This is a genomic window from Pseudonocardia zijingensis (assembly GCF_042657305.1).
In the GTDB taxonomy this organism is placed as follows: Bacteria; Actinomycetota; Actinomycetes; order Mycobacteriales; family Pseudonocardiaceae; genus Pseudonocardia; species Pseudonocardia zijingensis.
Genome location: NZ_JBHSKO010000014.1, coordinates 20,501 through 41,203 on the forward strand (window position 1 = coordinate 20,501; position 20,703 = coordinate 41,203).

Here is a 20,703-nt window from a genome sequence, read left to right on the forward strand (position 1 = left end):
AGAAGTATTCACTGTAAAGAATATTCGTGTCAAGGAATGATTTGAGGGGTGGTTGCCCGGTCCCGGGGCGGGTAGCTACGCGTGGTGCGGATCGAGAACAGCGTGGTCGTGGTGACGGGGGCGTCGAGCGGGATCGGGAGGGCAACGGCGCTCGCCCTCGCCCGGGAGCGGGCGCGGGTGGTGCTGCTCGCCCGCCGCGCCGAGGCGCTGGAAGAGGTCGCCGCGCAGTGCCGGGCGGCCGCGGACGACCCGGACGTCGCGCTGGTCGTGCCCACGGACGTGAGCGACCCGGACGCCGTCGAGGCCGCTGCCGAGGCCACCGTGTCGCGGTTCGGCCGGATCGACGGGTGGGTCAACTGCGCGGGCGTGACGATGTTCGGCCCGCTGCTCGACGTGCCGCTCGCCGACATGCGGCGCGTGCTCGACGTCAACCTGATGGGCTGCGTGCACGGCAGCAGGTCGGCGCTGCGCCGGTTCACCGCGCAGGGCTCCGGCGTGCTCGTGAACGTGTCCTCGTTGCTGGGGCGGATCGCCCAGCCCCACGGCACGGCGTACACGATGTCGAAGTTCGCGATCCGCGGCCTGGGGCACGCCCTGCGCGAGGAACTGCGGCTCGAGGGCGTGCGGGGCGTGTCGGTCAGCACCGTGCTGCCCGCGGCGATCGACACCCCGATCTACGCGTCGGCCGCGAACCACTCCGGCCGCGTGCCGAACCCGCCGCCACCGGTGTACACCGCGGAGCGCACGGCGAAGGTGGTCGTCGCGCAGCTGCGCAGGCCGCGGCGCGAGGCCGTGGCGGGCGGCGTGCTCGGCCGTGCCTTCGTGCTGCAGCACCTGCTCGCCCCGCGGGTCGCGGAGCGGGTGCTGGCGATCGACGTGGACCGCTCGCTGCGCCGCGACAGCGGCGAGGTGCGCCCGACGTCCGGCTCCCTGTACGCACCCGGCGCCGCGCCCGCCGCGGTCGACGGGGGATGGGACGGCGCGCGGCGCGAGCGCAGGCGGCGCGCGGCGGCGGTGGGCGCGACGGCGGCGGCCGGTCTCCTCGCCTTCGCCGGGCTCGGGTGGAGGGGCGCGCGAACCACGCGGTGACCGGCCACGACAACCTGGCACGACAACCTGCCACCACGGGAACGGCCCCCGGGACGAGGTCCCGGGGGCCGTTCGCGGTGGAGCAGGATCAGCGGACGTCGTACCGGTCGAGGTCCATGACCTTGGCGAACGCGGCGGCGAAGTCGCGCGCGAACTTCTCCTTGGCGTCGTTGCTGCCGTAGACCTCGGCGACGGCGCGCAGCTCGGAGTTCGAGCCGAACACGAGGTCGACGCGGCTGGCCGTCCACTTGACCTCGCCGGTGGCGCGGTCCCGGCCCTCGAACGTCTCCGCGTCCTCGGACGCCGGCGTCCAGGCGGTGTCCATGTCGAGGAGGTTCACGAAGAAGTCGTTCGTGAGGGCGCCGGGCTGCGACGTGAACACACCCAGCGGCGACTGCTTGTAGTTCGCGCCCAGGACGCGGAGGCCGCCGACGAGCACCGTCATCTCGGGGGCGGTGAGGTTGAGCAGGTTCGCCCGGTCGAGCAGCAGGTACTCCGACGGCAGCGGGGTGGCGCCCTTGCCGCGGTAGTTGCGGAAGCCGTCGGCGGTGGGCTCCAGCGGGGCGAAGGACTCGACGTCCGTCTGCTCCTGCGACGCGTCGGTGCGGCCCGGGGAGAACGGCACCTGGATCTCGACGCCGGCGGCCCTGGCCGCCTGCTCGACGCCCGCGACCCCGCCGAGCACGATGAGGTCGGCCAGCGACACCTTCTTGTTCCCGGTCTGGGAGCTGTTGAAGGACTCCTGGATCCCCTCGAGGGTGCGCAGCACCTGGGTGAGGTTGTCGGGCTCGTTGACCTCCCAGTCGCGCTGCGGCTCCAGGCGGATGCGGGCCCCGTTGGCGCCACCGCGCTTGTCGCTGATGCGGAACGTCGACGCCGACGCCCACGCCGTGGTGACCAGCTGGGCGACCGAGAGCCCCGAGCCGAGGAGCTGCTGCTTCAGCGCGGCGATGTCGGTGGCGTCCACCAGCTCGTGGTCGACGGCGGGCACCGGGTCCTGCCAGATCAGCCGCTCCTGGGGCACCAGGGGGCCGAGGTAGCGCTGGATCGGGCCCATGTCGCGGTGGGTCAGCTTGAACCAGGCGCGGGCGAACGCGTCGGCGAACTGGTCGGGGTTCTCGTAGAACCGCCGCGAGATCTCGCCGTAGATCGGGTCGAACCGCAGCGCCAGGTCGGTGGTGAGCATGCTCGGCCCGCGGTTGAGCTCACCGGTCTCCGGGTCCGGGACGGTGTTGCCCGCGGCGTTGTTCTTCGGCTTCCACTGGTTGGCGCCTGCTGGGCTCTTGGTGAGCTCCCACTCGTACTCGAACAGGTTGTGGAAGAACCAGTTGCTCCACTTCGTGGGCGTCGGGGTCCACGTCACCTCGAGGCCGCTGGTGATCGTGTCGCGGCCCTTGCCGCTGCCGAAGGTGTTCTTCCAGCCGAGGCCCTGCTCCTCGATCGGGGCGCCCTCGGGCTCCGGGCCGACGTACTTGTCGGGGTCGGCGGCACCGTGGGTCTTGCCGAACGTGTGACCGCCCGCGATCAGCGCGACGGTCTCCTCGTCGTTCATCGCCATCCGGTGGAACGTCTCGCGGATGTCGCGGGCCGCGGCGAGCGGGTCCGGGTTGCCGTTCGGGCCCTCCGGGTTGACGTAGATGAGGCCCATCTGGACCGCGCCCAGCGGCTTCTCCAGCTCGCGGTCACCGGAGTAGCGCTCGTCGCCGAGCCAGGTGCGCTCGGGGCCCCAGTACACGTCCTCGTCGGGCTCCCAGACGTCGGCGCGGCCGCCGGCGAAGCCGAAGGTCTTGAAGCCCATCGTCTCGAGGGCCCGGTTGCCCGTGAAGATCATCAGGTCGGCCCACGAGATCTTGCGGCCGTACTTCTTCTTGACCGGCCACAGCAGGCGGCGCGCCTTGTCGAGGTTGCCGTTGTCCGGCCAGCTGTTGAGCGGCGCGAACCGCTGCATGCCCGCGCCGGCCCCACCGCGGCCGTCGTCGATCCGGTACGTCCCCGCGCTGTGCCACGCCATGCGGATCATGAACGGGCCGTAGTGCCCGAAGTCTGCGGGCCACCAGTCCTTCGACGTGGTCAGCACCTCGTCGACGTCACGCGCGAGCTCGTCGAGGTCCAGGCTCTGGAACTCCGTGGCGTAGTCGAAGTCCGGGTCCATGGGGTCGGACGCGGGCTGGTGCTTCCGCAGGATCTTGAGGTTGAGCTGGTTGGGCCACCAGTCGCGGTTCCCCGCCCCCTCGGTGGGGTGGTTGCGGCGGCCTGACGAGACCGGGCAGCCGCCGGCACTCTCCTCGTTGAGCTCGCCGATCACAGCGTCATGACTGTCGGTCACGGGTTTCCTTCCGGGTGTGCTCAGGAACTTGTTGCGGTGGAGCAGGTGGGGCACAGGCCCCGGTAGACGACCTCGGCCTCGTCGATCACGAAGCCGTGGTCGTCGGACGGGGTGAGACACGGTGCGGGCCCGACGGCGCAGTCGACGTCGGCGATGGCGCCGCAGGACCGGCACACGATGTGGTGGTGGTTGTCGCCGACGCGCGCCTCGTAGCGGGCCACGGAGCCGGGGGGCTCGATGCACCGCACCAGGTCGGCCGCGGTCAACGCGCGCAGCACGTCGTAAACCGCCTGGTGGGACACCTCGCCGAGGGCCGTGCGTACTGCTGCGATGATCGAACCCGTGTCGGCGTGGGGGTGTTGGTGGACCGCCGACAGCACCGCCAGGCGCGGACGCGTCACCCGCAGGGCGGCCCCGCGGAGCATGCGCTCGAAGTCTGCGGTCGTCGGCACGGCCAAGAGTCTGGACTACTTTCTGGAATCAATCAAGATTGCGCGTCCAGGGGTTGCCTGACCAGCGGCTATGCTGGTCCCGGCGTGTCGGCTGATCTCGAGGAGTCCTGCGATCCACTGCAACGACCACGGGTTCACGTGCGCATCACGCTGATCGGGCCGGCTTTTCCCTGGCGGGGTGGCATCCCGCTGCTCACCAACGAGCTCGCCCACCGGCTCGCCGCCCTCGGCCACACCGTCCACGTGCGCACCTGGACGCGGCAGGGGCCGCCCCGGCTCCTGCCCGCGGAACGCCACCCGCTCGCCACGCCCGAGGCGGAGGTCTACCCGACCGTCCAGGAGCCGCTGTCCTGGCGCGACCCCCGCCACTGGGCGCACACGGGCCGGGTGGCCGCGGCCGAGTCCGACGTCGTCGTGCTCATCTACTACGTGCCGTTCCAGGCCCCCGCGCTGGCGGCGATCGCCCGTGCCGCCCGCCGGGAGGCACGGGTCGTCGTGATCTGCGCCAACGCGGTGCCCCACGAGCCGCGGCCGGGGGACCGGGTGCTGATGGCGTTGCTGATGCGCTCCGCCGACGCGATCCTCGTGCACACCGAGGCGGAGCGGCGCGCGCTGAGGAGCCTCACCGACCGCCCGGTCGCGGTGGCCGCGCTGCCGCCGCACCTGCCGGCCACGCCGCGGGCACAGGCCTCCTCCGACCGCCCGCCGACGCACCGGCTGCTGTTCTTCGGCAAGGTGCGCCACTACAAGGGCGTGGACGTGCTGCTCCGGGCCATGACGCTGGTGCCGGACCTCGAGCTGGCGATCGTCGGCGAGTTCTACGAGGACCGCGCGCAGCTCGACGCGCTCGTCGACGAGCTTGGGCTCGCCACGCGCGTGCACGTCACCCCCGAGTACCTGCCCGCCGACCGGATCCCCGGGCTGTTCGCCGACGTCGACGCGCTCGTCCTGCCCTACCGGTCGGCCACGGCGTCGCAGCTCGTGGCGCTGGCCCACTGGCACGGCGCGCCCGTGGTGGCCACCCGCGTCGGCAACTTCCCCGAGACCGTGCGCGACGGCGTCGACGGCCTGCTCTGCGCCCCGGACGACGTCCTCGACCTCGTGCGGGCGCTCCGGGCGCTGTACGAGCCAGGCCGGCTGGCGGCGCTGCGCGCGGGCGTGCGGCCCGCCGACGCCGAGGCGATCTGGCGCGACTACATCGGCGCCCTGGGCGCGCTCGCCGGCGACGGAACACGCTCGATCTCCGAGTGAGCCCGCGGTAGCGTGGCGCCATGGGTCAGCAGATGATCAAGCGCCCCCGCGTCGCCTGAGGCGGTGCACCCCGCCGACCGGCGCGCCGGTCGGCCTCTCACGCGTGCCGGTCCGAGGCCGCGTGCAGACGTGCCGCCGCCCCGACCTGCGATGCGACGGGACGACTCCGACATGGCCCACCCCCATTCCCCTCCCTCCGCCCTCGACGCGGTGGCCCCGCGGCTGTGCTGCCCGGCCTGCGACGACGCGCTGCACCGCGACGGGCCCAGCCTCGTGTGCGCGGCGGGGCACACCTTCGACGTGGCGCGCCAGGGCTACGTCAACCTGATCGGCGGGCGCCGCCGCCACCGCGGCGACGACAGCCGGATGGTCGCCGCCCGCGAGCGGTTCCTGGCGGCCGGTCACTTCCGGCCGGTGAGCCGCGCGCTGGCCGAGCTGGCCGCCGAGCACACGCGGTCCGTCGACGGCGTGGTGGTCGACCTCGCCGGCGGCACCGGGCACCACCTCTCGGCCGTGCTCGACGCCTGCCCGCGGCGGTTCGGGCTGTGCATCGATGCGTCCGCGCCCGCGCTGCGCCGGGCGGCGCGGGCCCACCCGCGCGCGGCCGCGGTGGGTGCCGACGTGTGGGCCCGGCTCCCGCTGCGGGATGCCACGGCGTGCGCGGTGCTCAGCGTGTTCGGTCCGCGCGGCATCGCCGAGGTCGAACGCGTCCTCGCCCCGGACGGCGTGGTCGTCGTGGCGGGACCGTGCCCCGACCACCTGCAGGAGCTGGGCAGGCTCGTCGGCGGCGTCGGGATCGACCCCCGCAGGCCCGAACGCCTGGCGGCGTCGCTGCGCCGGTTCGAACGCCTCGCGGAGCGGGTGGTGCGCGGGCGGATCGCCCTGGGGCGCGAGGAGGCCCACGCCGCCGTGGCGATGGGCCCGAGCGCCCGCCACCTGTCCGAGGACCAGCTCGCACGGGCGATCGCGCGGCTCCCGGAGCCGGTCGAGGTGACGGTGTCGGTGGAGGTGTCGGTCCACCGCCCGGTCACGGGTGGCGCGCGGTGACCCGGCGCCCGCGGCGGGCGAGGGCGAGGGTCAGGACCGAGGCGGCGAGGGCGACGGCCACGGCGAACTCCTGCACGGCGGGGAGCACCCCGGTCAGGGTGGCGAGGGCGCCGACCCCGATGACGGGCACCCCCGAGCCCAGGTACATGACCACGTAGAACGCGGCGAGCGCCTCCGCCCGGCGCCCGGTGGGCGCCGACTCGTTGATCGTGGTCAGGCCGCCGAGGAACACCAGCCCGTGGCCGGTGCCGGCGATCACCGCCGCGATGAGGAGCAGGGGCGCCGAGGACGTACCCCCGGCCACGGCGAGCAGCACCAGCCCGGCGGCCAGCAGGGGGAGCCCGAGGAATTCCAGTGCTCGGGCCTGCCGTCCGTAGCCCGCGAGCTGGGCGATCGCCGAGCAGACGGGCAGCAGCGCCACCGCGGCCCCGGCGAGCAGCAGGTTGCGGCTCCCCGAGAGGTCCGCCACGTACCCGGGGACCAGGGTGAGGAACAGCCCGATCACGGTGAACGCGAGGAAGTTCGCCGTGCCGCTCGTCGCGAACACGGCGCGCATGCCGGGCGGGATCCCGGGGCGGCTCGGTCGCCACCGGGCCGCCGGGGCGGTCGGTGGCAGCGTCGCGACCACCGCGACGGCCGGTACCAGCAGCGCGATCTCCACGACGTACGGCAGGACGTGCGGCGCCGGGGCGTACTGGGCGAGGAGGCCGCCGAGCAGCGGGCCGCCGCCGAGCCCGCTCGCGGACGCCACGGTGGACACGAGCGCGGCCTTGCGGCGGTCGCCGTGGGGTTCCAGTTCGGTCAGCGCGGCGGTCAGCGGCGCGGAGGCCGCACCGACGGCGAGGCCCTGGAGCACGCGCCCGGCGAACAACCATTCCGTGCTCGGCGCGAGGGCGAGGACCAGCGACCCCGCGGCGGCCAGCACGACCGCGGGCAGCAACACCCGGCGCCTGCCGACGGCGTCGGACAGCGGCCCCGCCACGAGCAGCGAGGGGATCAGCACGGCGATGTAGGAGGCGAAGACCAGCGTGAGCACCACCGGGGAGAACCGGAAGCGTTCCGCGTAGCCCTGGTACAGCGGCGTCGCCAGGTTCGTGCCGATCAGCAGGACCAGCATCGCGTACGCCGTCGCCCAGAACCGCAGGCGGCTGGCGGGGTTCGACATCGGGGACTCCCCACGAGGTTATGTTCGGAGATGGCGAACATAGCAGATGTTCGGCAAGCTCGAACATGTCGGCTAGGGTGGGGTCATGGCCAGCCGGACGTCCACGGCGCTCGTGCACCCCGAGCGCGAGCAGCTGGAGTTCACGGCGGTGCTCACCGCGCTCAGCGACCCGGTGCGCCTGGCGATCGTCACCCAGCTCGCCGCCGCCGGACCGGACGGCGAGTTGGCGTGCGGCACCATCGCGCTCCCGATCAGCAAGTCCACGCGGAGCGGCCACTTCAAGGTGCTGCGGGAATCCGGTGTGATCCACCAGCGCGACGAGGGCACGCGCCGCATGAACCGGCTGCGCCGCGAGGACATCGACGCCCGCTTCCCGGGCCTGCTCGACCTCGCCCTACGGCACGCGGCCGATCCCGGCGGCTGAGGGAGGATGGGCGTCGTGAGCCGCCCTCCGATCCAGGACGTCCCCGTCGCCGAGCACCCGATCCGGCTCGGCCAGTTCCTCAAGCTGGCCGGGCTCGCCGAACATGGCGCGCACGCCCGTGAGCTGCTGGAGGACGAGCAGGTGCAGGTCAACGGGCGGCTGGAGACGCGCAGGGGTGCGCAGCTGAGCGCCGGGGACGTGGTGGCCGTCGGCGGGCAGCGGGCGCGGGTGGCTCAGCCGCCGACGGCGTCCAGCACCTGATCCTCGATCAGCGGCGCGATGGTGGTGGCGTACGACGCCGTGAGGTGGTTGTCGTCCAGGTACACCAGCACGTTGCCGACCTCGGCGGGGCAGCGGGTGTCGTCGCAGACGTAGTCGGCCAGGTCGAGGAAGGTCACGTTCGGCGGCACGTCCAGCTGCGCCCACGGCGGCTCCTCCGCGTAGAAGTCGCTGCGTTCGACCCCGCACGGGTCGTCCTCGCGGCCGTGCTTGCGGATGCAGTCGGGCACGTCGTAGTCGAAGCGCGGGTTGTCCCGGACGGCCAGCACCGGGACCCCGAGGTCGTGCATCCGCCACCACTGCTCCACGAACCCGGCAGGCGTGTACTCGGTGAGCCCGGCGCGCACCTCCCGTGACGCGGTGGTGACCACGGCGTCCGGCTGCAGCTGCGCCACCTGCTCGGCGACCGTGGCGTTCCAGGCCAGGCACCCGGCGTCGTTCGGATCCACCTCGGCGGAAGTCGAGAACGGGCACGCGCCGCGCAGCGCCGCGATGATCTGCCAGTTGTGCTGCCGGGCGATCGGCATGAGGGCGGCGATGTACTGCTCCAGGTGCGAGTCGCCGATCACGAGCACGCGCCGCTGCGGTGGCTCCGCCACCGGCTGCGCGCACAACTGCGAGTCGACCTCGGGCAGCGGGGTGCAGTCCCACTCGTCGACCAGCACCCAGTCGTCGTACACCGACACCGGCGCGGGCAGCAGCGGGGCCTGTTCGGGTGCGGTGCCGCCGAGCGCGGCCGCGCCGGGGTACCGGGGGCCGCCGAGCCCCTCGATCGGCACCGTGCGCTGGATAGCGGCGAACTGCCAGAGCGCCGCGGCGAGCAGCACTCCGGCCAGCGCGGCCGCCGCGTACCGGTAGGCGGCGCCGACACCCAGGCGCAGACCCTGCACGCGGCCCTCGACGAACCGGGAGGTGAGCACCGCGAGCACGAACGACAGGGCGACCACGGCGATCGCCCCGAGCGGCCCGACCCCGTCCTGGTCGTGCACCACCATCACCAGGATGAGGATCGGCCAGTGCCACAGGTAGAGCGGGTAGCTCACCTTGCCCACGTACTGCACCGGCCGCAGCAGGAGCACCCGGTGCACGCCGTAGGGGGATTGCGTGACCCCGCCCGTCAGCACCAGCGCCCCGCACAGCGCGGGCCACAGCGCCGCATACCCCGGGAAGGTCGAGCCGCCGTCCAGCACGAACCCGCACGCCATGAGCCCGAGCACGCCGACCCAGCCGAACGAGACGCGCTCGTTGCGGGTCCAGGGCACGCGGTCGATCCACAGCGCGAGCAGCCCGCCCAGCGCGAACTCCCACAGCCGCGTGAGCGAGTGGAAGTACGCCAACGGCTGGTCGGTGGCCGTGAGCGCGATCGAGAACGACAGCGACGCCGCGAACAGGCCGAGCAGGGTGGCCGTCAGGTGGGTGTGCAGGCGGTGCGCGGCGCGGCGGCCCACCAGCACCACGAGCGCCACGGCGAGCGGCCAGACGATGAAGAACTGCACCTGGATCGACAGCGACCAGAAGTGCTGCACCACGCTCGTGGTGTTGCTGCGCGCGGCGTAGTTGACGGCGTCGGCGGCGAGCTGCCAGTTCTCCAGGAACAGCGCGCTGGCAACCACCTCGCGCACCGTCTGCTGCCACCGCGTGTCCGGGAGGAACACCGCGCACGCGGCGACCGTGCCGAGCAGTACCACCGTGGCCGCGGGCAGCAGCCTGCGCGCCATCCGGCTCCACCGCTCCACCAGGTCGATGCGCCCGCGGGCGGCGGCGCGTGCGAGCTGCCCGGTGAGCAGGAAACCCGAGATCAGGAAGAAGACGTCCACACCGCCGGACACCTGCCCGGTGGTGACGTGGTGGAACACGACCAGGGAGACCGCGAGCGCGCGGAGGCCCTGCAGTTCCGGGCGGAAGGTGGCAGGGGGAACGGCGAGGTCGGGCCGCCCGGCGCCCGAGCGGCGCTCAGTAACCGACGTAGTTCCCGCTGCTGTTGGTGCGGCCGCCGCGCTCGAGTGTGCTCATCCCGTAGTTGTCGATCATGTACCGGATGCCGGCGGTGATGTTGGCGACCGGGTCGGTGATCGGCCGGTTCTTCATGTCGGGGTGCACGTAGTGACGGTAGGTCGTCGGGATCGTCTGCATCAAACCCTGGGACGGGGTGCCGCGGCGGGCGTTGGCGTCCCAGTTGTTGACCGCGCGCGGGTTGCCGCCGGACTCGGCCATGATGATCTTCTTGACGGGCTTCGCGAGCGACTGCGGCAGCTCGAGGACCTGCAGCGCCTCGGCGATCCAGCCGTCGAGCCCGCCCCGCGCGATCAGGGCCTGCACCCGCTCCCGTTCGGCCTGCTCGCGCGCCTGCTTCGCGTGCAGCTCGGCCAGGTCGGCCGCCTGCACGACGCGCGCGACGTGCTCCTCGATCGACTCGGCCTCCGCGGCGAGCTCCACGGGCACCATCGAGACGGCGGGGGCGGCCTTCTCGAGCGCCGTGCTGGACGAGGCGAGCGCTGCGTCGTAGGGGCCGTCCGCGGCGGCGGAGGTGGCGGTGCCGTCCTCGAGCGCCGGGACGATGGCGGTGAAGGCGCCGGTGGCCACCGCCCCGACGGCAGCGGTGGTGGCGATCACGGTGGTGCCGAGCGACGGGCCCGTGGGGGCGGGCCGGTGTGCCGCGTGATGGCGGCCGGTGCCGGTGGAACCGGCGGTGCGAGGCGCACGAGCACCACGGGGGGAGCGGTGTCCTGCCACGTAACAGCCCTTCCAGCGCTCGGGGGAGCGAGCCGGTCGCGGGCTTCCGGTCGGGGGTCCGGGGGCCGGGTGGGGAGTCCGGCCCGAGTGCGTGCCCGTGATCGGTTCGTAACGCTGGGCGAGAGACTATTGCGGTCCATTGATCGCGACAAGAGCAGGCAGCGCAGTTCGGCGCAGCCCACGTACCGTTCGGCGGCACGAGGCAGCCAGGCCCGGGTACGCCGCGTACGCGATCAACGGTCACCCGGGACGATGAACGGACTGGGCCGCAAGGAGCAGGCAGGAGTCGCCGAACTCGTGCCAGCGGTACCGCTGCTCCAGGGCGGCCGCGTACGCCCTGCTCACCAGGCGTTCCCCCGCCACGGCCTCCAGCAGCGACAGGTGCGACGCACCCGGCTCGTGCCACCCGGTGACCAGCCCGTCCACCACGCGGGCCGGGCGCCCCGGACCGAGCACGAGGTGGGTCCACCCCGCGCCCGCCCGCACGTGCCCGTCCGGTGCGGCGACGCTCTCGAGCGCCCGGGTCGTCGTGGTGCCGACGGCGACGACCCGGCCACCCGCCGCCCGCGCGGCGTTCACCGCGTCCGCGGTCTCCTGCGGCACCCGGTAGCGCTCCGGGAGCGGGGTCTCCCCGGCCTCCGGGGACGACACCCCGGTGTGCAGCACCACCCGTGCCACGTCGACCCCCTGCGCGTGCAGGGCGTGCAGCACCGCGGGCGTGAACGGGCGTCCCGCGCTCGGCATCTCGGCGCTGCCGAACTCGGCCTCCGCGCGGGCGAACACCGTGCGGTGGGCGTCCAGCGGCCACGAGCGGTGCAGGTAGGGGTAGCGGATCGGCCTGCCCACCTCGGCCAGCCACGACCGCAACCCGCCCGCCACCGGGATCCGCGCCCGCCACAACCTGCTGCCCGTCGCGACGTGCGGGTCGGGGTGGCCGGTGAGCAGTGTGGCCACCACGCCGCACGGCAACGCGATGCTCTCGCCCGCGACGCCGTCGGTCACCCGGTGCCCGTCCGGGGTGCGCAGCTCGACGACGTGCAGGTGGTCCGGCGCAGGACCCGACACGTGCACCGTGACCGGCGTGCCGTCCGCGCGCTGCCCGTCGACCGCGGCGGGTTCCGTGTCGGAGGTGTTGACCACCACGAGATCGCCGCGGCGCAGCGCCGACGGGAGCGCGTCGAACGTCGTGTGCCGCAGCGGGCCGCGCTCCCGGGCGACCAGCAGCCGCACCCCGTCACGGGCGACCCCGCGCGCCTCTGGCGGCTCGGTGGCCGACAGGTCGGCCGGCACCGAGAAGGCGGTGATCACCGCACACCCTGCGCGAGGTCGGCAGCGCGGTACCGGCCGCTCGGGCGCCGCTCGTCGAGCAGCCGCAGCAGGGACGGCACCACGGTCTCCGGCTCCGGCCGGTCGGAGATGTCCTCCCCGGGGAAGGCGCGCTGGTGCATCGCCGTGCGCATGTCGCCGGGGTCGAACGCGTGTACGCGCAGGCCCGGCTCCTCCACCGCCAGCACGGCGGCGAGGTGGTCGAGCGCGGCCTTGGCGGCGCCGTAGCCGCCCCACCCGGCGTACGCGTCCACCGCGGCGTCCGAGCTGAGCGTCACGACCGTGCCCCGACCGGAGGCGCGCAGCAGGGGCAGGGCGAGCTGCGTGAGCGCGAGCGGCGCGAGCACGGTGGTCTCCAGGACGGCCCGCAGCGCGTCGAGCGGGTAGCGCTCCAGCGGCGGCAGCGGCGACGGGCCGAGCTCGCCCGCGTTGTGCACGAGCAGGTCCAGGCTCGGGCCCGCGGCGGCCACGAGCTCGGTGCGGAAGGCGGGGTCGGTGACGTCCCCGGGCAGGGCACGGACGCCGGGCAGGGGTCCGGTGGCGGCGCGCAGGCGGCCGGCGTCGCGGGCGCACGCGATCACGGTGGTGCCGCGGGCGCTCAGCGCGGCGGTGAGGGCGAGGCCGAACCCCTGCCCCGCACCGGTGACGATGGCGGTGGTCATGCCTGTACCGTGCGACTTGAAGTCAGCTTCAGGTCAAGGAGGGACGGCCACGTGGACGCGAAGGACCTGCTCACCATCGGGGAGGTGGCGCACCGCAGCGGCTTCCCGCAGTCCGCGCTGCGGTACTACGAGCGCGAGGGCCTCCTCACGACCACACGGACGTCGGGCGGGCAGCGCCGCTACGAGCGCTCGGTGCTGCGCAGGCTCGCGTTCATCCGCGCCGCGCGCACCATCGGCGTCGGGCTCGACGAGGTGCGCGAGGGCCTCGAGCAGCTGCCCGACGGGCGCACCCCCACCAAGGCGGACTGGTCCCGGCTGTCGAAGGCGTGGCGGCGGCGGCTCGACGAGCAGATCCAGGCCCTCGTAGCCCTGCGCGACGGCCTGGACTCGTGCATCGGCTGCGGCTGCCTGTCGCTGAAGCGCTGCCGGCTGTACAACCCGGGAGACCGGGTGTCGGAGCTGGGGCCGGGCGCGCGGCTGCTCCCGCCGATGCTGCGGAGGACGCCGGCGGATGGTGTCTGAGGTTGGTGCCCGGGGAGGGCAGGAAAGCCACATTCAGGGCCGCTAAGGCCCTGAATGTGGCTTTCCTGAACTTGCGGGTCCTACGACGAGAGCAGGCGCGGCCGGGCCGACCAGCGCGCGGGCAGCGTCTGGTCCACCCAGGCGTGCAGGTCCTCCACCGGCGGGCGGGTGCTGATCGCGGACTGCTCGTGCTCGGCCAGGAACGCCGTGGTGCGCTCCTCCCAGCCGACGCCGAGGCAGGGGACGCCGGTGGACACGGCGAACACCAGCGCGTGGATGCGCAGCCCGAAGAGCGCGTCGGCCTCGCCGACGACGGCCTTGGCGAGCGTGGGCTCCAGCTGCGGGCCGATCACGGGCACCGGACGGCCGAGCCGCTCACCGAGCTCGTTGATGAGCACCTCGTCGCGACGGGCCAGGCCGAGGCCGTAGTCGGCGTGCGTGCTGATCGCGAGGCCCGCCACGGCCCCGCCCCGCTCGATCCAGCGGCGTCCCAGCGTGGCGGCGGCGTCCTGCAGCGCGTCGACGAGGATCGGGTTGGGCAGCGCCTTCGGGGCCACGAGCAGCAGCGGCACCGCGGGGTCGACGCCAGCGGCCGCCAGCGTGCGCCGCGCCTCCGCCGCCGGGGCGGCCTTCAGCCCCATCGCCAGGTCGCCCACCACGGGCGCGACGATCCGGTCGCCGAGGACCGACGCCGACACCTCGTCGCGCACGCTGATGCGGCCCGGCTTGCGCACCGAACGGCGTAGCAGGTCCAGCACCCGGTCCGGCGTGCCCGGGTACACCCCGATGGCCAGGTAGGTGATGTCGCGGCCACGCGCCGTGGCCGCCCACACGATCGCGGGCAGGATCTTCACGAGCGAGGACGCGCCGGTGCCGAAGAGGCCGCCGCCCACGACCGCGATCCCGTCGCACCACTTCAGCGACTTGACGAAGGCGATCCCCTCCATGGGGACGCCGGGAACGCGGTGCAGCGCCTCGACCATCCGGGGGTTGCGCGACACCACGCGCACGTCCGTGTCCTGCGGCAGCTCCTGCAGGGTGCGGGCGAGCATCGCCTCGTCACCGGTGTTGCCGTTGCCGAAGTTCCCGATGATGAGCACGCGGGTGGGCCGTGGTGTGGCCGCCTTGGCGTTCTCCTCGGCGGCGTGCCGCCTGCCGAGGTCGGCGAGCTGCTGGCGGATCAGGTTGGCGCGGGGGTCCGTCATCGATTCCCTCGGGTCCGTGGCGGCGACTCTGCGTGACCACCGTCGGTCACTCATCCGCCGCAGCCTACGGTGTGGCCCGCAGCACTCGTCCAGCACGTGCGCACCCGCCGTCGGCCGGGCAGCACCCATGATCGCCCGGCGGTTCCGGGACCAGCGCGGACCGTCGTCCCCGGTGCCCGCGCGGCGGGATCAGGCGCTGACCGAGCGCAGGTATGCGGCAGCGAGCGACTCGCTGATCTCCTCGACGGTGGGCAACTCCACGTCGGCGCTGCTCTCGAGCACCGGGCGCAACAGCATGTGAGTGGTGATCGGGCCCAGCAGCAGCTGCACGACGAGCGGGAACGGCATCGGTCGCAGGCGCCCGGCCGTGATGTGCGGTTCCAGCAGCGTCCACAGGCTCGCCGTGAGGCACGGGATCATCGCCTTGAGCATCTGCTGCCCCGGACCGCCCGGCCGCGCGCAGGCGTCGGCGAAGATCGCCGGCAGCACGCGGGGCTCCCGCGCGAACGCGCAGATGATCACGCGGTGCACCTCCCGCACGAGTATGGGGAGGTCGGCGGGCGGGTCGGCGGCGAGCGCCTCGAGGTCGGGCAGCGGGCCGTAGCGGGCGAACACCGCGGTGAGAAGGCCGTCGCGCCCGTCGAAGAGGCCGTGCAGGGTGGGCAGGGCGCAGTCGGCGGCCGCGGCCACGGCGTCGAGCGTGGTGGCGCCGAGGCCCTGCTCGGCGATGAGGGAGGCGGCGGCCGTGATCGCGCGCTCGCGGGCGGGTGGCCGCCCGCCCGGGTCGACGCCCGCTCGGCGCACGGCTTCGTCCAGCGGTGCGCGGGTGCCGCCGAGCCTGCGCAGGAGCGTGCTGCGGGACATGCCTGCCGCGGCCGCGATCGCGGCGAGCGGCACGTCCGCGACGTCGCGCCCGCGCGCACGCGCGGCCGTCAGCGCCGCCGCCACCAGTTCCCGCTCCACCTGGAACAGGATACGGGTAAATGTCTGATGCGGTTCCGTCGTGCGAGGGTGGGGACGTGGTTGCACCCGTGGATCGCTGGCTCCCCCTGGAAGGTCTCGACAACATCCGCGACGTCGGCGGCCTGCCGCTGCGCGACGGCGGCTCCACCCGCACGGGCGTGCTCCTGCGCAGCGCGTCGCTGAAGTGGTGCACGGCGTCGGACATCACGCACCTCGTGGAGGAGTTCGGGCTGCAGCTCGTGCTCGACCTGCGCACCCGGCGGGAGATCGAGATCAACGTCAGCCCGCCCGCGCTCGCCGAAGCCGGCGTCGAGACCGTGGCGCTCAGCTTCATCCCCGAGGAGGGGCGCGAGCTGCCCGAGACCGAGGACGACGTGGACCCGCTGATCCACATCTACCTCGGCTACCTGCGCGACCGCTCCGACAACGTCGTCACCGCCGTGCGCAGGCTCGCCACCGCGGGCCCGACGCTCGTGCACTGCGCCGCGGGCAAGGACCGCACCGGCGTGTTCGTGGCGCTCGTGCTGGACGCCGTCGGCGTCGAGCGGGACGCGGTGGTAGCCGACTACGCCCTCTCGGCCGAGCGGATCGAGGCGTTGTTCCGGCGGTGGACGGCGGCCTCCGGCGACCCGATGCCGGACGACCTCACCCCGCACCTGCCGCGCGCCGAGGCCATGGCCGCCGTGCTCGCGCACCTGGACGCCGAGCACGGTGGGGCCGCGGGCTGGCTGCGCGCCCACGGGCTGGAGGAGGAGCACCTCGCCCGCCTGCGCGAGCGCCTCGTGGGGTGAGGCGGCGCCGCTCAGACGCCTCGACGGCCGGCGCGGATCTTCGCGGGGCCGCCGGCGGGTTCGGCCGAGCAGTACGTCAGGGTGCGGCGGCGGTGGTGGTGTGCGACTCGGGTGGATCGTCGGTGGTGGCGAGCGGGGTGGTGGCGGCGAGTCGCACGCGGTGGTTCTCGGTGGTGCGGTGAGGTGCTGCTCGGGCTGATCATGGGGGCCGGGGAGTACGTCGCGGTGGGTGCGACGACGGTCCGGTACTTCTCGAGCGCTCCGGCGGCCGGTTTCGGGTGTCCATGGTGGTGAACACAGCAATGGACACCCGATAGCGCGGATCTTCGAGCCGTACGTCTGGGGTGTGCCGGCGGCGGTGGTGTGCGACTCGGGTGGATCGTCGGTGGTGGCGAGCGGGGTGGTGGCGGCGAGTCGCACGCGGTGGTTCTCGGTGGTGCGGTGAGGTGCTGCTCGGGCTGATCTTGGGGCCGGGGAGTACGTCGCGGTGGGTGCGACGACGGTCCGGTACTTCTCGAGCGCTCCGGCGGCCGATACCGCGGAATTAGGGGAGTTCCTCTATCGCCACGGTGGTGTCGACCTTCCGGAGGGCACCCGGCTCGCCGGTGACCGCGGGCCAGCCCCGCCGCTTGGCGCTCGCGGCCACCTGGCCCGCGACGATGTCGTCGTGGCCGGACGCCGCGAGCAGGAGCCCGGACTCGTGCGCCGAGGCCGATCCCAGCTCGTCGATCACGGTGTTGGGCAGGTCGAGGAGCACCTGCAGGGCGGGGTGGTGCTCCGGGTCGACCATCCCCCAGGCACGGCCGAGTGCGGCGCTCGGCACCGCCAGCACGATGTTCTCCTCGACGGCCGCCCAGACCAGCGCCCGCATGTAGACGGGCCTGCCGACGGCGAAGGCGGCGAGGGCGGTGGCGTCGAGGACGCGCCCGCCGATCATGCGGCCATCAGACGGCGGCGGCCCGACGCACCAGGCGCAGGGTTCGTCGCGCCTCGGCGAGCTCGTCCGGAGGCGGGGGGCCGCCGTAGAGGTCGGCGAGGGCGGCCAGCGATCGGTCGCGCATCTGGCGCGCCGACACCGCCTCGGCGATGTAGGACGAGATGCTCCGCGCGGTGCCGCGCCGCACGGCGTTGCGGGCCTCGGCCACCAGTTCGGCCGGCAGGCTCACCGTCACCCGCTCAGTGCGCATGAGCCGGAGCGTACCCGGGATCGCGGGGCGCCTTCAGCCAGCGTGCCGGACGGCGCGCAGGTTACCGATCGGTATGCCAAGGTGGTGCCACCGGGCACCGGGTCGTCGGTATGCGCGCGAGGAGGCCGCGATGGACCTGACGTACACCCCTGCGGAGGAGGATTTCCGCCGGGAGCTGCGATCGTGGCTGCAGGCGAACATCCCCGATGAGTGGACGCGCCCGGGCTTCTGGGCGTCGCTCGACGCCGACGAGAGCTTCCGGCTGCGCCGCGACTGGGAGCGTGACAAGGCCGTGGCCGGGTTCGCCGGGATCTCGTGGCCCACCGAGTACGGCGGGCGGGGCGGCACGCCGGGGATGAAGGCGATCTACGACGAGGAGATGGTGCGGGCGAACGCGCCGCGCACCGCCAACGGGCTCGGGCTCACCTTCCTCGCGCCCACCGTCATGGCGATCGGCACCGACGCGCAGAAGAAGGAGATCATCGGGCCGATGCTGCGCAACGAGGTGATCTGGTGCCAGGGCTTTTCCGAGCCCGGCGCCGGGTCGGACCTCGCGGCGATCTCCACCCGCGGGGTGTGCGACGGGGACGACTTCGTGGTCAACGGCCAGAAGGTGTGGACCACCAACGCCGTGCACGGCGACAAGATCTTCACGCTGGTACGCACCGAGGCGGGGTCGCAGCGCCACCGCGGCCTGTCCATGTTGTTGATCGACATGCACCAGCCGGGGGTGGACGCCCGCCCGCTCAAGCAGATGAGCGGCGCGAGCGAGTTCGGTGAGGTGTTCTTCGACGACGCGCGGGTGCCCGCCGGCGACGTGCTCGGCGACATCGGCGAGGGGTGGCGCACCGCGATGCTGCTGCTGTCGTTCGAGCGCGGGGCGTCCGGGATCGGCCAGTACACGGAGTTCCGCCGCCAGTACGACGAGATCGCGGCCGTGGCGAAGCGGCTGGGGCGCCACCGCGACCCGGTGATCCGCGCGAAGCTCGCCCGCGTCCTCACCGAGCTCGAGTGCCTGCGGCTGCACGCCATGCACGTGCTCACGCAGGTGGAGCAGGGCCGTGACCTGGGGTTCGAGGCGTCGATGACGAAGCTGCAGTGGTCGGAGACGTTCCAGGACCTCTGGGAGGTCTTCGACGACCTCCTCGGCGAGGACGCCACCCTCGACTCGATCGACGGGCTGGACCTCAGGCCGCTGCACGCCCAGGCGATGTGGTCCCGGTCGGTCACGATCTGGGGCGGCTCGTCGCAGGTGCAGCGCAACGTCACCGCCGAGCGCGTGCTCGGCCTGCCGCGGTAGGGGAGCGGGGATGTTCTTCGCACTGACCGACGACCAGCGCGAGTTCGACGCCGCCGTGCGCGGCTACCTCGCCGAGCGGTTCGACCTGGACGCCGTGCGCGCGGTCGTCGAGGCGCCGGAGGGCGACGGCCACCCCGCCGGGCTGTGGAAGGCCGCGGGCGAGCAGGGCTGGCTCGCAGTGCTCGTGCCCGAGGACCACGACGGGCTGGGGCTCGGCCTCGTGGAGGCGCAGGTGATCGCCCGCGCGCTCGGTGCCGGGGTCGCGCCCGGACCGTGGCGGGGCACCGTGCTGGCGGCCGAGGCGGTGCGGCTGGCCGGCTCGGACGAGCAGAAGGCGGCGTGGCTGCCGCGCTTCGCCGCGGGTGACGCCGTCGGGGCGTTCACGGGGCGCGGCACGGCGCCGGGGCCGCTCCCCGCGGTCGAGTACGGGGCGGTTGCCGACGTGGTGGTGGCACCGTCGGAAACGGGGCTGGCGCTGGTGCAGGGCGCGCAGGCCACGCCGCGGGGGTCCTACGACGGCACCACCCGGCTGGCCGACCTCGACGCCGGTGCCGGTGAGGCGCTGCCCGGTGCCACCGCCGAGGTGGTGGAGGAGCTGCGGGCCCGGGCCACGGTGCTCGTGGCGGCCGACCTGGTCGGCGTCGCGCGGGAGGCGATCACGCGCACCGTCGCGTACGACCGGGAGCGCACGCAGTTCGGCGTGCCCGTGGGGTCGTTCCAGGCGATCAAGCACGCGCTCGCCGACCTGCACGTCGGCGTCACGATGGCCGAGCACGCCGCGCTGTACGCCGCGCACGCCGTGGACACCGCCCTGCCCGACGCGCCGCTCGCGGTGAGCGTGGCGAAGGCCAAGGCGAGCGACGTGGCCGTGCAGGCCACCGGCGCGATGATCCAGTACCACGGGGGCATCGGCTACACGTGGGAGCACGAGGCGCACTTCTTCTACAAGCGCGCCAAGCGGCTCGCGGGCCAGTGGGGCGACGCCGACAGCCACCGGGAGCGGATCGCGGCCTTCACCCTCCCGTGAACCGGCGGCCGGGAGCGCCGGGGGTCGGTTGCTACGGTCGGGTGAATCGCTCCCCAGCGACACCACCCGACCGACTGAAGGAGGGACGTGACCGCGCCTCCCGCCCCCCGGCCCCCGCTCCCGGTGGCCGCCTCCACGTGGAACCTCGTCAAGATCTACGGCCGCGGTGACGCCGCGGTGCGAGCCCTGGACGGCGTGAACCTGCAGGTCCCCGCGGCCCGGTTCACGGCGATCATGGGGCCGTCCGGCTCCGGCAAGTCCACGCTCATGCACCTGCTCGCCGGCCTCGACACGGCCACGTCGGGGCAGGTCATGCTCGGCGGCACCGACCTCACGGAGTGCAACGACGCCCAGCTCACCGCGCTGCGACGCGACCGCGTGGGCTACGTGTTCCAGAGCTTCAACCTGCTGCCCCAGCTGACCGCCGAGCAGAACATCGAGCTCCCCGCCCGGTTGGCCGGTCGGTCGATCGATCCGGGATGGCGAGCGATGTTAATCGATTTGCTCGGCATCGGGCAGCGGCTGCGCCACCGCCCCACCGAGCTGTCCGGCGGTCAGCAGCAGCGCGTGGCGGTGGCCCGCGCGCTGCTCGGTCGCCCGGAGGTCGTCTTCGCCGACGAACCGACCGGAAACCTCGACACCGCCAGCGGGCACGAGCTGCTCGACCTGCTGCGCGCCTCCGTGCGCAACGTCGGGCAGACCGTCGTGATGGTCACCCACGACCCGGTCGCCGCCTCCTACGCCGACGAGGTCGTCCTGCTCCGCGACGGTCAGCTCGCGGGCGTGCTGCCGAACCCGCGGCCGGACACCGTGCTCGCGGCGCTGTCGTCCCTGTCCCGGGCCGGGTCGCCGCCCCCACCTCCGCACCCGGGACCGGGCCACCCGCCCCAGGGGCCGCCCCAGGGGCAGCCGCAGGGCCGGTTCGCCGGGCCCCCGATGCGGGCGGGGACCTGA

At 73.8% G+C, this 20,703-nt stretch carries 21 protein-coding genes; 10 read left to right on the plus strand and 11 right to left on the minus strand.

What is annotated here, in order from left to right; translation table 11 throughout:
* Positions 1 to 84 precede the first annotated feature (84 nt).
* Entirely contained in the window at positions 85 to 1,089 is a 1,005-nt protein-coding gene (locus ACFPL3_RS24655) for an SDR family oxidoreductase (RefSeq protein ID WP_343944181.1), read from the plus strand.
* 88 nt (positions 1,090 to 1,177) lie between these two features.
* On the opposite strand, the gene katG is transcribed toward ACFPL3_RS24655, so the two are convergent.
* Positions 1,178 to 3,415 carry a catalase/peroxidase HPI gene (gene katG / locus ACFPL3_RS24660; RefSeq protein ID WP_343944182.1) on the minus strand — a complete coding sequence of 746 codons (2,238 nt, stop codon included), beginning with the start codon at positions 3,413 to 3,415 and terminating at the stop codon, positions 1,178 to 1,180.
* A 20-nt stretch (positions 3,416 to 3,435) separates the two neighbouring features.
* Positions 3,436 to 3,867: a Fur family transcriptional regulator gene (locus ACFPL3_RS24665; protein ID WP_343944183.1), complete on the minus strand. Its 432-nt coding sequence runs from the start codon at positions 3,865 to 3,867 to the stop codon at positions 3,436 to 3,438.
* A gap of 138 nt (positions 3,868 to 4,005) precedes the next feature.
* Between ACFPL3_RS24665 and ACFPL3_RS24670 the strand changes: the two genes are divergently transcribed.
* Both ACFPL3_RS24670 and ACFPL3_RS24675 read left to right on the plus strand, forming a co-directional pair.
* Positions 4,006 to 5,118: a glycosyltransferase family 4 protein gene (locus ACFPL3_RS24670; protein WP_343944184.1), complete on the plus strand. Its 1,113-nt coding sequence runs from the start codon at positions 4,006 to 4,008 to the stop codon at positions 5,116 to 5,118.
* A 171-nt stretch (positions 5,119 to 5,289) separates the two neighbouring features.
* Positions 5,290 to 6,165 (plus strand): putative RNA methyltransferase, encoded by an 876-nt coding sequence (locus tag ACFPL3_RS24675; protein ID WP_343944185.1) that lies wholly within the window; start codon positions 5,290 to 5,292, stop codon positions 6,163 to 6,165.
* Here ACFPL3_RS24675 and ACFPL3_RS24680 read toward each other — a convergent pair.
* On the minus strand, positions 6,146 to 7,330 hold the full coding sequence (locus tag ACFPL3_RS24680; protein WP_343944186.1) for an MFS transporter: 1,185 nt from the start codon (positions 7,328 to 7,330) through the stop codon (positions 6,146 to 6,148). The genes ACFPL3_RS24675 and ACFPL3_RS24680 overlap by 20 nt on opposite strands.
* An 85-nt stretch (positions 7,331 to 7,415) precedes the next feature.
* Between ACFPL3_RS24680 and ACFPL3_RS24685 the strand changes: the two genes are divergently transcribed.
* Together ACFPL3_RS24685 and ACFPL3_RS24690 are read left to right on the plus strand one after the other, a co-directional pair.
* Complete coding sequence (locus tag ACFPL3_RS24685; RefSeq protein WP_343944187.1) at positions 7,416 to 7,754, plus strand: ArsR/SmtB family transcription factor; 339 nt, start codon at positions 7,416 to 7,418, stop codon at positions 7,752 to 7,754.
* A gap of 6 nt (positions 7,755 to 7,760) precedes the next feature.
* Complete coding sequence (locus ACFPL3_RS24690) at positions 7,761 to 8,015, plus strand: RNA-binding S4 domain-containing protein (RefSeq protein WP_343944188.1); 255 nt, start codon at positions 7,761 to 7,763, stop codon at positions 8,013 to 8,015.
* On the opposite strand, the gene ACFPL3_RS24695 is transcribed toward ACFPL3_RS24690, so the two are convergent.
* The 4 genes from ACFPL3_RS24695 to ACFPL3_RS24710 all read right to left on the minus strand — a co-directional run bounded on the left by ACFPL3_RS24695 (position 7,988) and on the right by ACFPL3_RS24710 (position 12,754).
* Positions 7,988 to 9,889: an acyltransferase family protein gene (locus ACFPL3_RS24695; protein WP_343944189.1), complete on the minus strand. Its 1,902-nt coding sequence runs from the start codon at positions 9,887 to 9,889 to the stop codon at positions 7,988 to 7,990. The two genes, ACFPL3_RS24690 and ACFPL3_RS24695, sit on opposite strands and share 28 nt — an antisense overlap.
* A gap of 97 nt (positions 9,890 to 9,986) precedes the next feature.
* Entirely contained in the window at positions 9,987 to 10,646 is a 660-nt protein-coding gene (locus ACFPL3_RS24700) for a transglycosylase SLT domain-containing protein (RefSeq protein WP_343944190.1), read from the minus strand.
* A 360-nt stretch (positions 10,647 to 11,006) separates the two neighbouring features.
* Positions 11,007 to 12,074: an S-adenosylmethionine:tRNA ribosyltransferase-isomerase gene (locus tag ACFPL3_RS24705; RefSeq protein ID WP_343944191.1), complete on the minus strand. Its 1,068-nt coding sequence runs from the start codon at positions 12,072 to 12,074 to the stop codon at positions 11,007 to 11,009.
* A complete protein-coding gene (locus ACFPL3_RS24710; protein ID WP_343944192.1) occupies positions 12,071 to 12,754 on the minus strand; it encodes an SDR family NAD(P)-dependent oxidoreductase in 684 nt (227 codons plus the stop codon). The genes ACFPL3_RS24705 and ACFPL3_RS24710 overlap by 4 nt, the downstream gene beginning before the upstream one ends.
* Before the next feature lie 51 nt (positions 12,755 to 12,805).
* On the opposite strand from ACFPL3_RS24710, the gene soxR reads away from it, so the two are divergent.
* Positions 12,806 to 13,276 carry a redox-sensitive transcriptional activator SoxR gene (gene soxR / locus ACFPL3_RS24715; RefSeq protein ID WP_343944193.1) on the plus strand — a complete coding sequence of 157 codons (471 nt, stop codon included), beginning with the start codon at positions 12,806 to 12,808 and terminating at the stop codon, positions 13,274 to 13,276.
* Positions 13,277 to 13,356: 80 nt separating this feature from the next.
* On the opposite strand, the gene ACFPL3_RS24720 is transcribed toward soxR, so the two are convergent.
* Together ACFPL3_RS24720 and ACFPL3_RS24725 are read right to left on the minus strand one after the other, a co-directional pair.
* Positions 13,357 to 14,481 (minus strand): polysaccharide pyruvyl transferase family protein, encoded by a 1,125-nt coding sequence (locus tag ACFPL3_RS24720; protein WP_343944194.1) that lies wholly within the window; start codon positions 14,479 to 14,481, stop codon positions 13,357 to 13,359.
* Between the two features lie 189 nt (positions 14,482 to 14,670).
* Entirely contained in the window at positions 14,671 to 15,444 is a 774-nt protein-coding gene (locus ACFPL3_RS24725; protein WP_343944195.1) for a TetR/AcrR family transcriptional regulator, read from the minus strand.
* 68 nt (positions 15,445 to 15,512) lie between these two features.
* On the opposite strand from ACFPL3_RS24725, the gene ACFPL3_RS24730 reads away from it, so the two are divergent.
* The gene (locus ACFPL3_RS24730) at positions 15,513 to 16,235 is read left to right on the plus strand and encodes a tyrosine-protein phosphatase (protein ID WP_343944196.1); all 723 of its coding nucleotides are present in this window, start codon (positions 15,513 to 15,515) and stop codon (positions 16,233 to 16,235) included.
* 544 nt (positions 16,236 to 16,779) lie between these two features.
* Here the strand turns inward: ACFPL3_RS24730 and ACFPL3_RS24735 are convergent.
* On the minus strand, positions 16,780 to 17,172 hold the full coding sequence (locus ACFPL3_RS24735) for a hypothetical protein (RefSeq protein WP_343944197.1): 393 nt from the start codon (positions 17,170 to 17,172) through the stop codon (positions 16,780 to 16,782).
* 7 nt (positions 17,173 to 17,179) lie between these two features.
* Positions 17,180 to 17,422, minus strand: coding sequence for a hypothetical protein (locus ACFPL3_RS24740; RefSeq protein WP_343944198.1), 243 nt, complete (start codon positions 17,420 to 17,422; stop codon positions 17,180 to 17,182).
* Positions 17,423 to 17,552: 130 nt separating this feature from the next.
* Between ACFPL3_RS24740 and ACFPL3_RS24745 the strand changes: the two genes are divergently transcribed.
* The 3 genes from ACFPL3_RS24745 to ACFPL3_RS24755 all read left to right on the plus strand — a co-directional run bounded on the left by ACFPL3_RS24745 (position 17,553) and on the right by ACFPL3_RS24755 (position 20,703).
* Complete coding sequence (locus ACFPL3_RS24745) at positions 17,553 to 18,722, plus strand: acyl-CoA dehydrogenase family protein (RefSeq protein WP_343944199.1); 1,170 nt, start codon at positions 17,553 to 17,555, stop codon at positions 18,720 to 18,722.
* Between the two features lie 10 nt (positions 18,723 to 18,732).
* Positions 18,733 to 19,749, plus strand: coding sequence for an acyl-CoA dehydrogenase family protein (locus tag ACFPL3_RS24750; protein ID WP_343944200.1), 1,017 nt, complete (start codon positions 18,733 to 18,735; stop codon positions 19,747 to 19,749).
* An 87-nt stretch (positions 19,750 to 19,836) separates the two neighbouring features.
* Positions 19,837 to 20,703, plus strand: a complete 867-nt coding sequence (locus ACFPL3_RS24755; protein ID WP_379589671.1) for an ABC transporter ATP-binding protein — start codon at positions 19,837 to 19,839, stop codon at positions 20,701 to 20,703.

Excerpts from the sequence above, each read along its gene's own strand:
- ACFPL3_RS24675 (WP_343944185.1), top strand. The coding sequence starts at position 5,290 with ATGGCCCACCCCCATTCCCCTCCCTCCGCCCTCGACGCGGTGGCCCCG.
- ACFPL3_RS24680 (WP_343944186.1), bottom strand. The coding sequence starts at position 7,330 with ATGTCGAACCCCGCCAGCCGCCTGCGGTTCTGGGCGACGGCGTACGCG.
- ACFPL3_RS24685 (WP_343944187.1), top strand. The coding sequence starts at position 7,416 with ATGGCCAGCCGGACGTCCACGGCGCTCGTGCACCCCGAGCGCGAGCAG.
- ACFPL3_RS24690 (WP_343944188.1), top strand. The coding sequence starts at position 7,761 with ATGGGCGTCGTGAGCCGCCCTCCGATCCAGGACGTCCCCGTCGCCGAG.
- ACFPL3_RS24710 (WP_343944192.1), bottom strand. The coding sequence starts at position 12,754 with ATGACCACCGCCATCGTCACCGGTGCGGGGCAGGGGTTCGGCCTCGCC.
- ACFPL3_RS24720 (WP_343944194.1), bottom strand. The coding sequence starts at position 14,481 with ATGACGGACCCCCGCGCCAACCTGATCCGCCAGCAGCTCGCCGACCTC.
- ACFPL3_RS24735 (WP_343944197.1), bottom strand. The coding sequence starts at position 17,172 with ATGATCGGCGGGCGCGTCCTCGACGCCACCGCCCTCGCCGCCTTCGCC.
- ACFPL3_RS24740 (WP_343944198.1), bottom strand. The coding sequence starts at position 17,422 with ATGCGCACTGAGCGGGTGACGGTGAGCCTGCCGGCCGAACTGGTGGCC.
- ACFPL3_RS24745 (WP_343944199.1), top strand. The coding sequence starts at position 17,553 with ATGGACCTGACGTACACCCCTGCGGAGGAGGATTTCCGCCGGGAGCTG.
- ACFPL3_RS24750 (WP_343944200.1), top strand. The coding sequence starts at position 18,733 with ATGTTCTTCGCACTGACCGACGACCAGCGCGAGTTCGACGCCGCCGTG.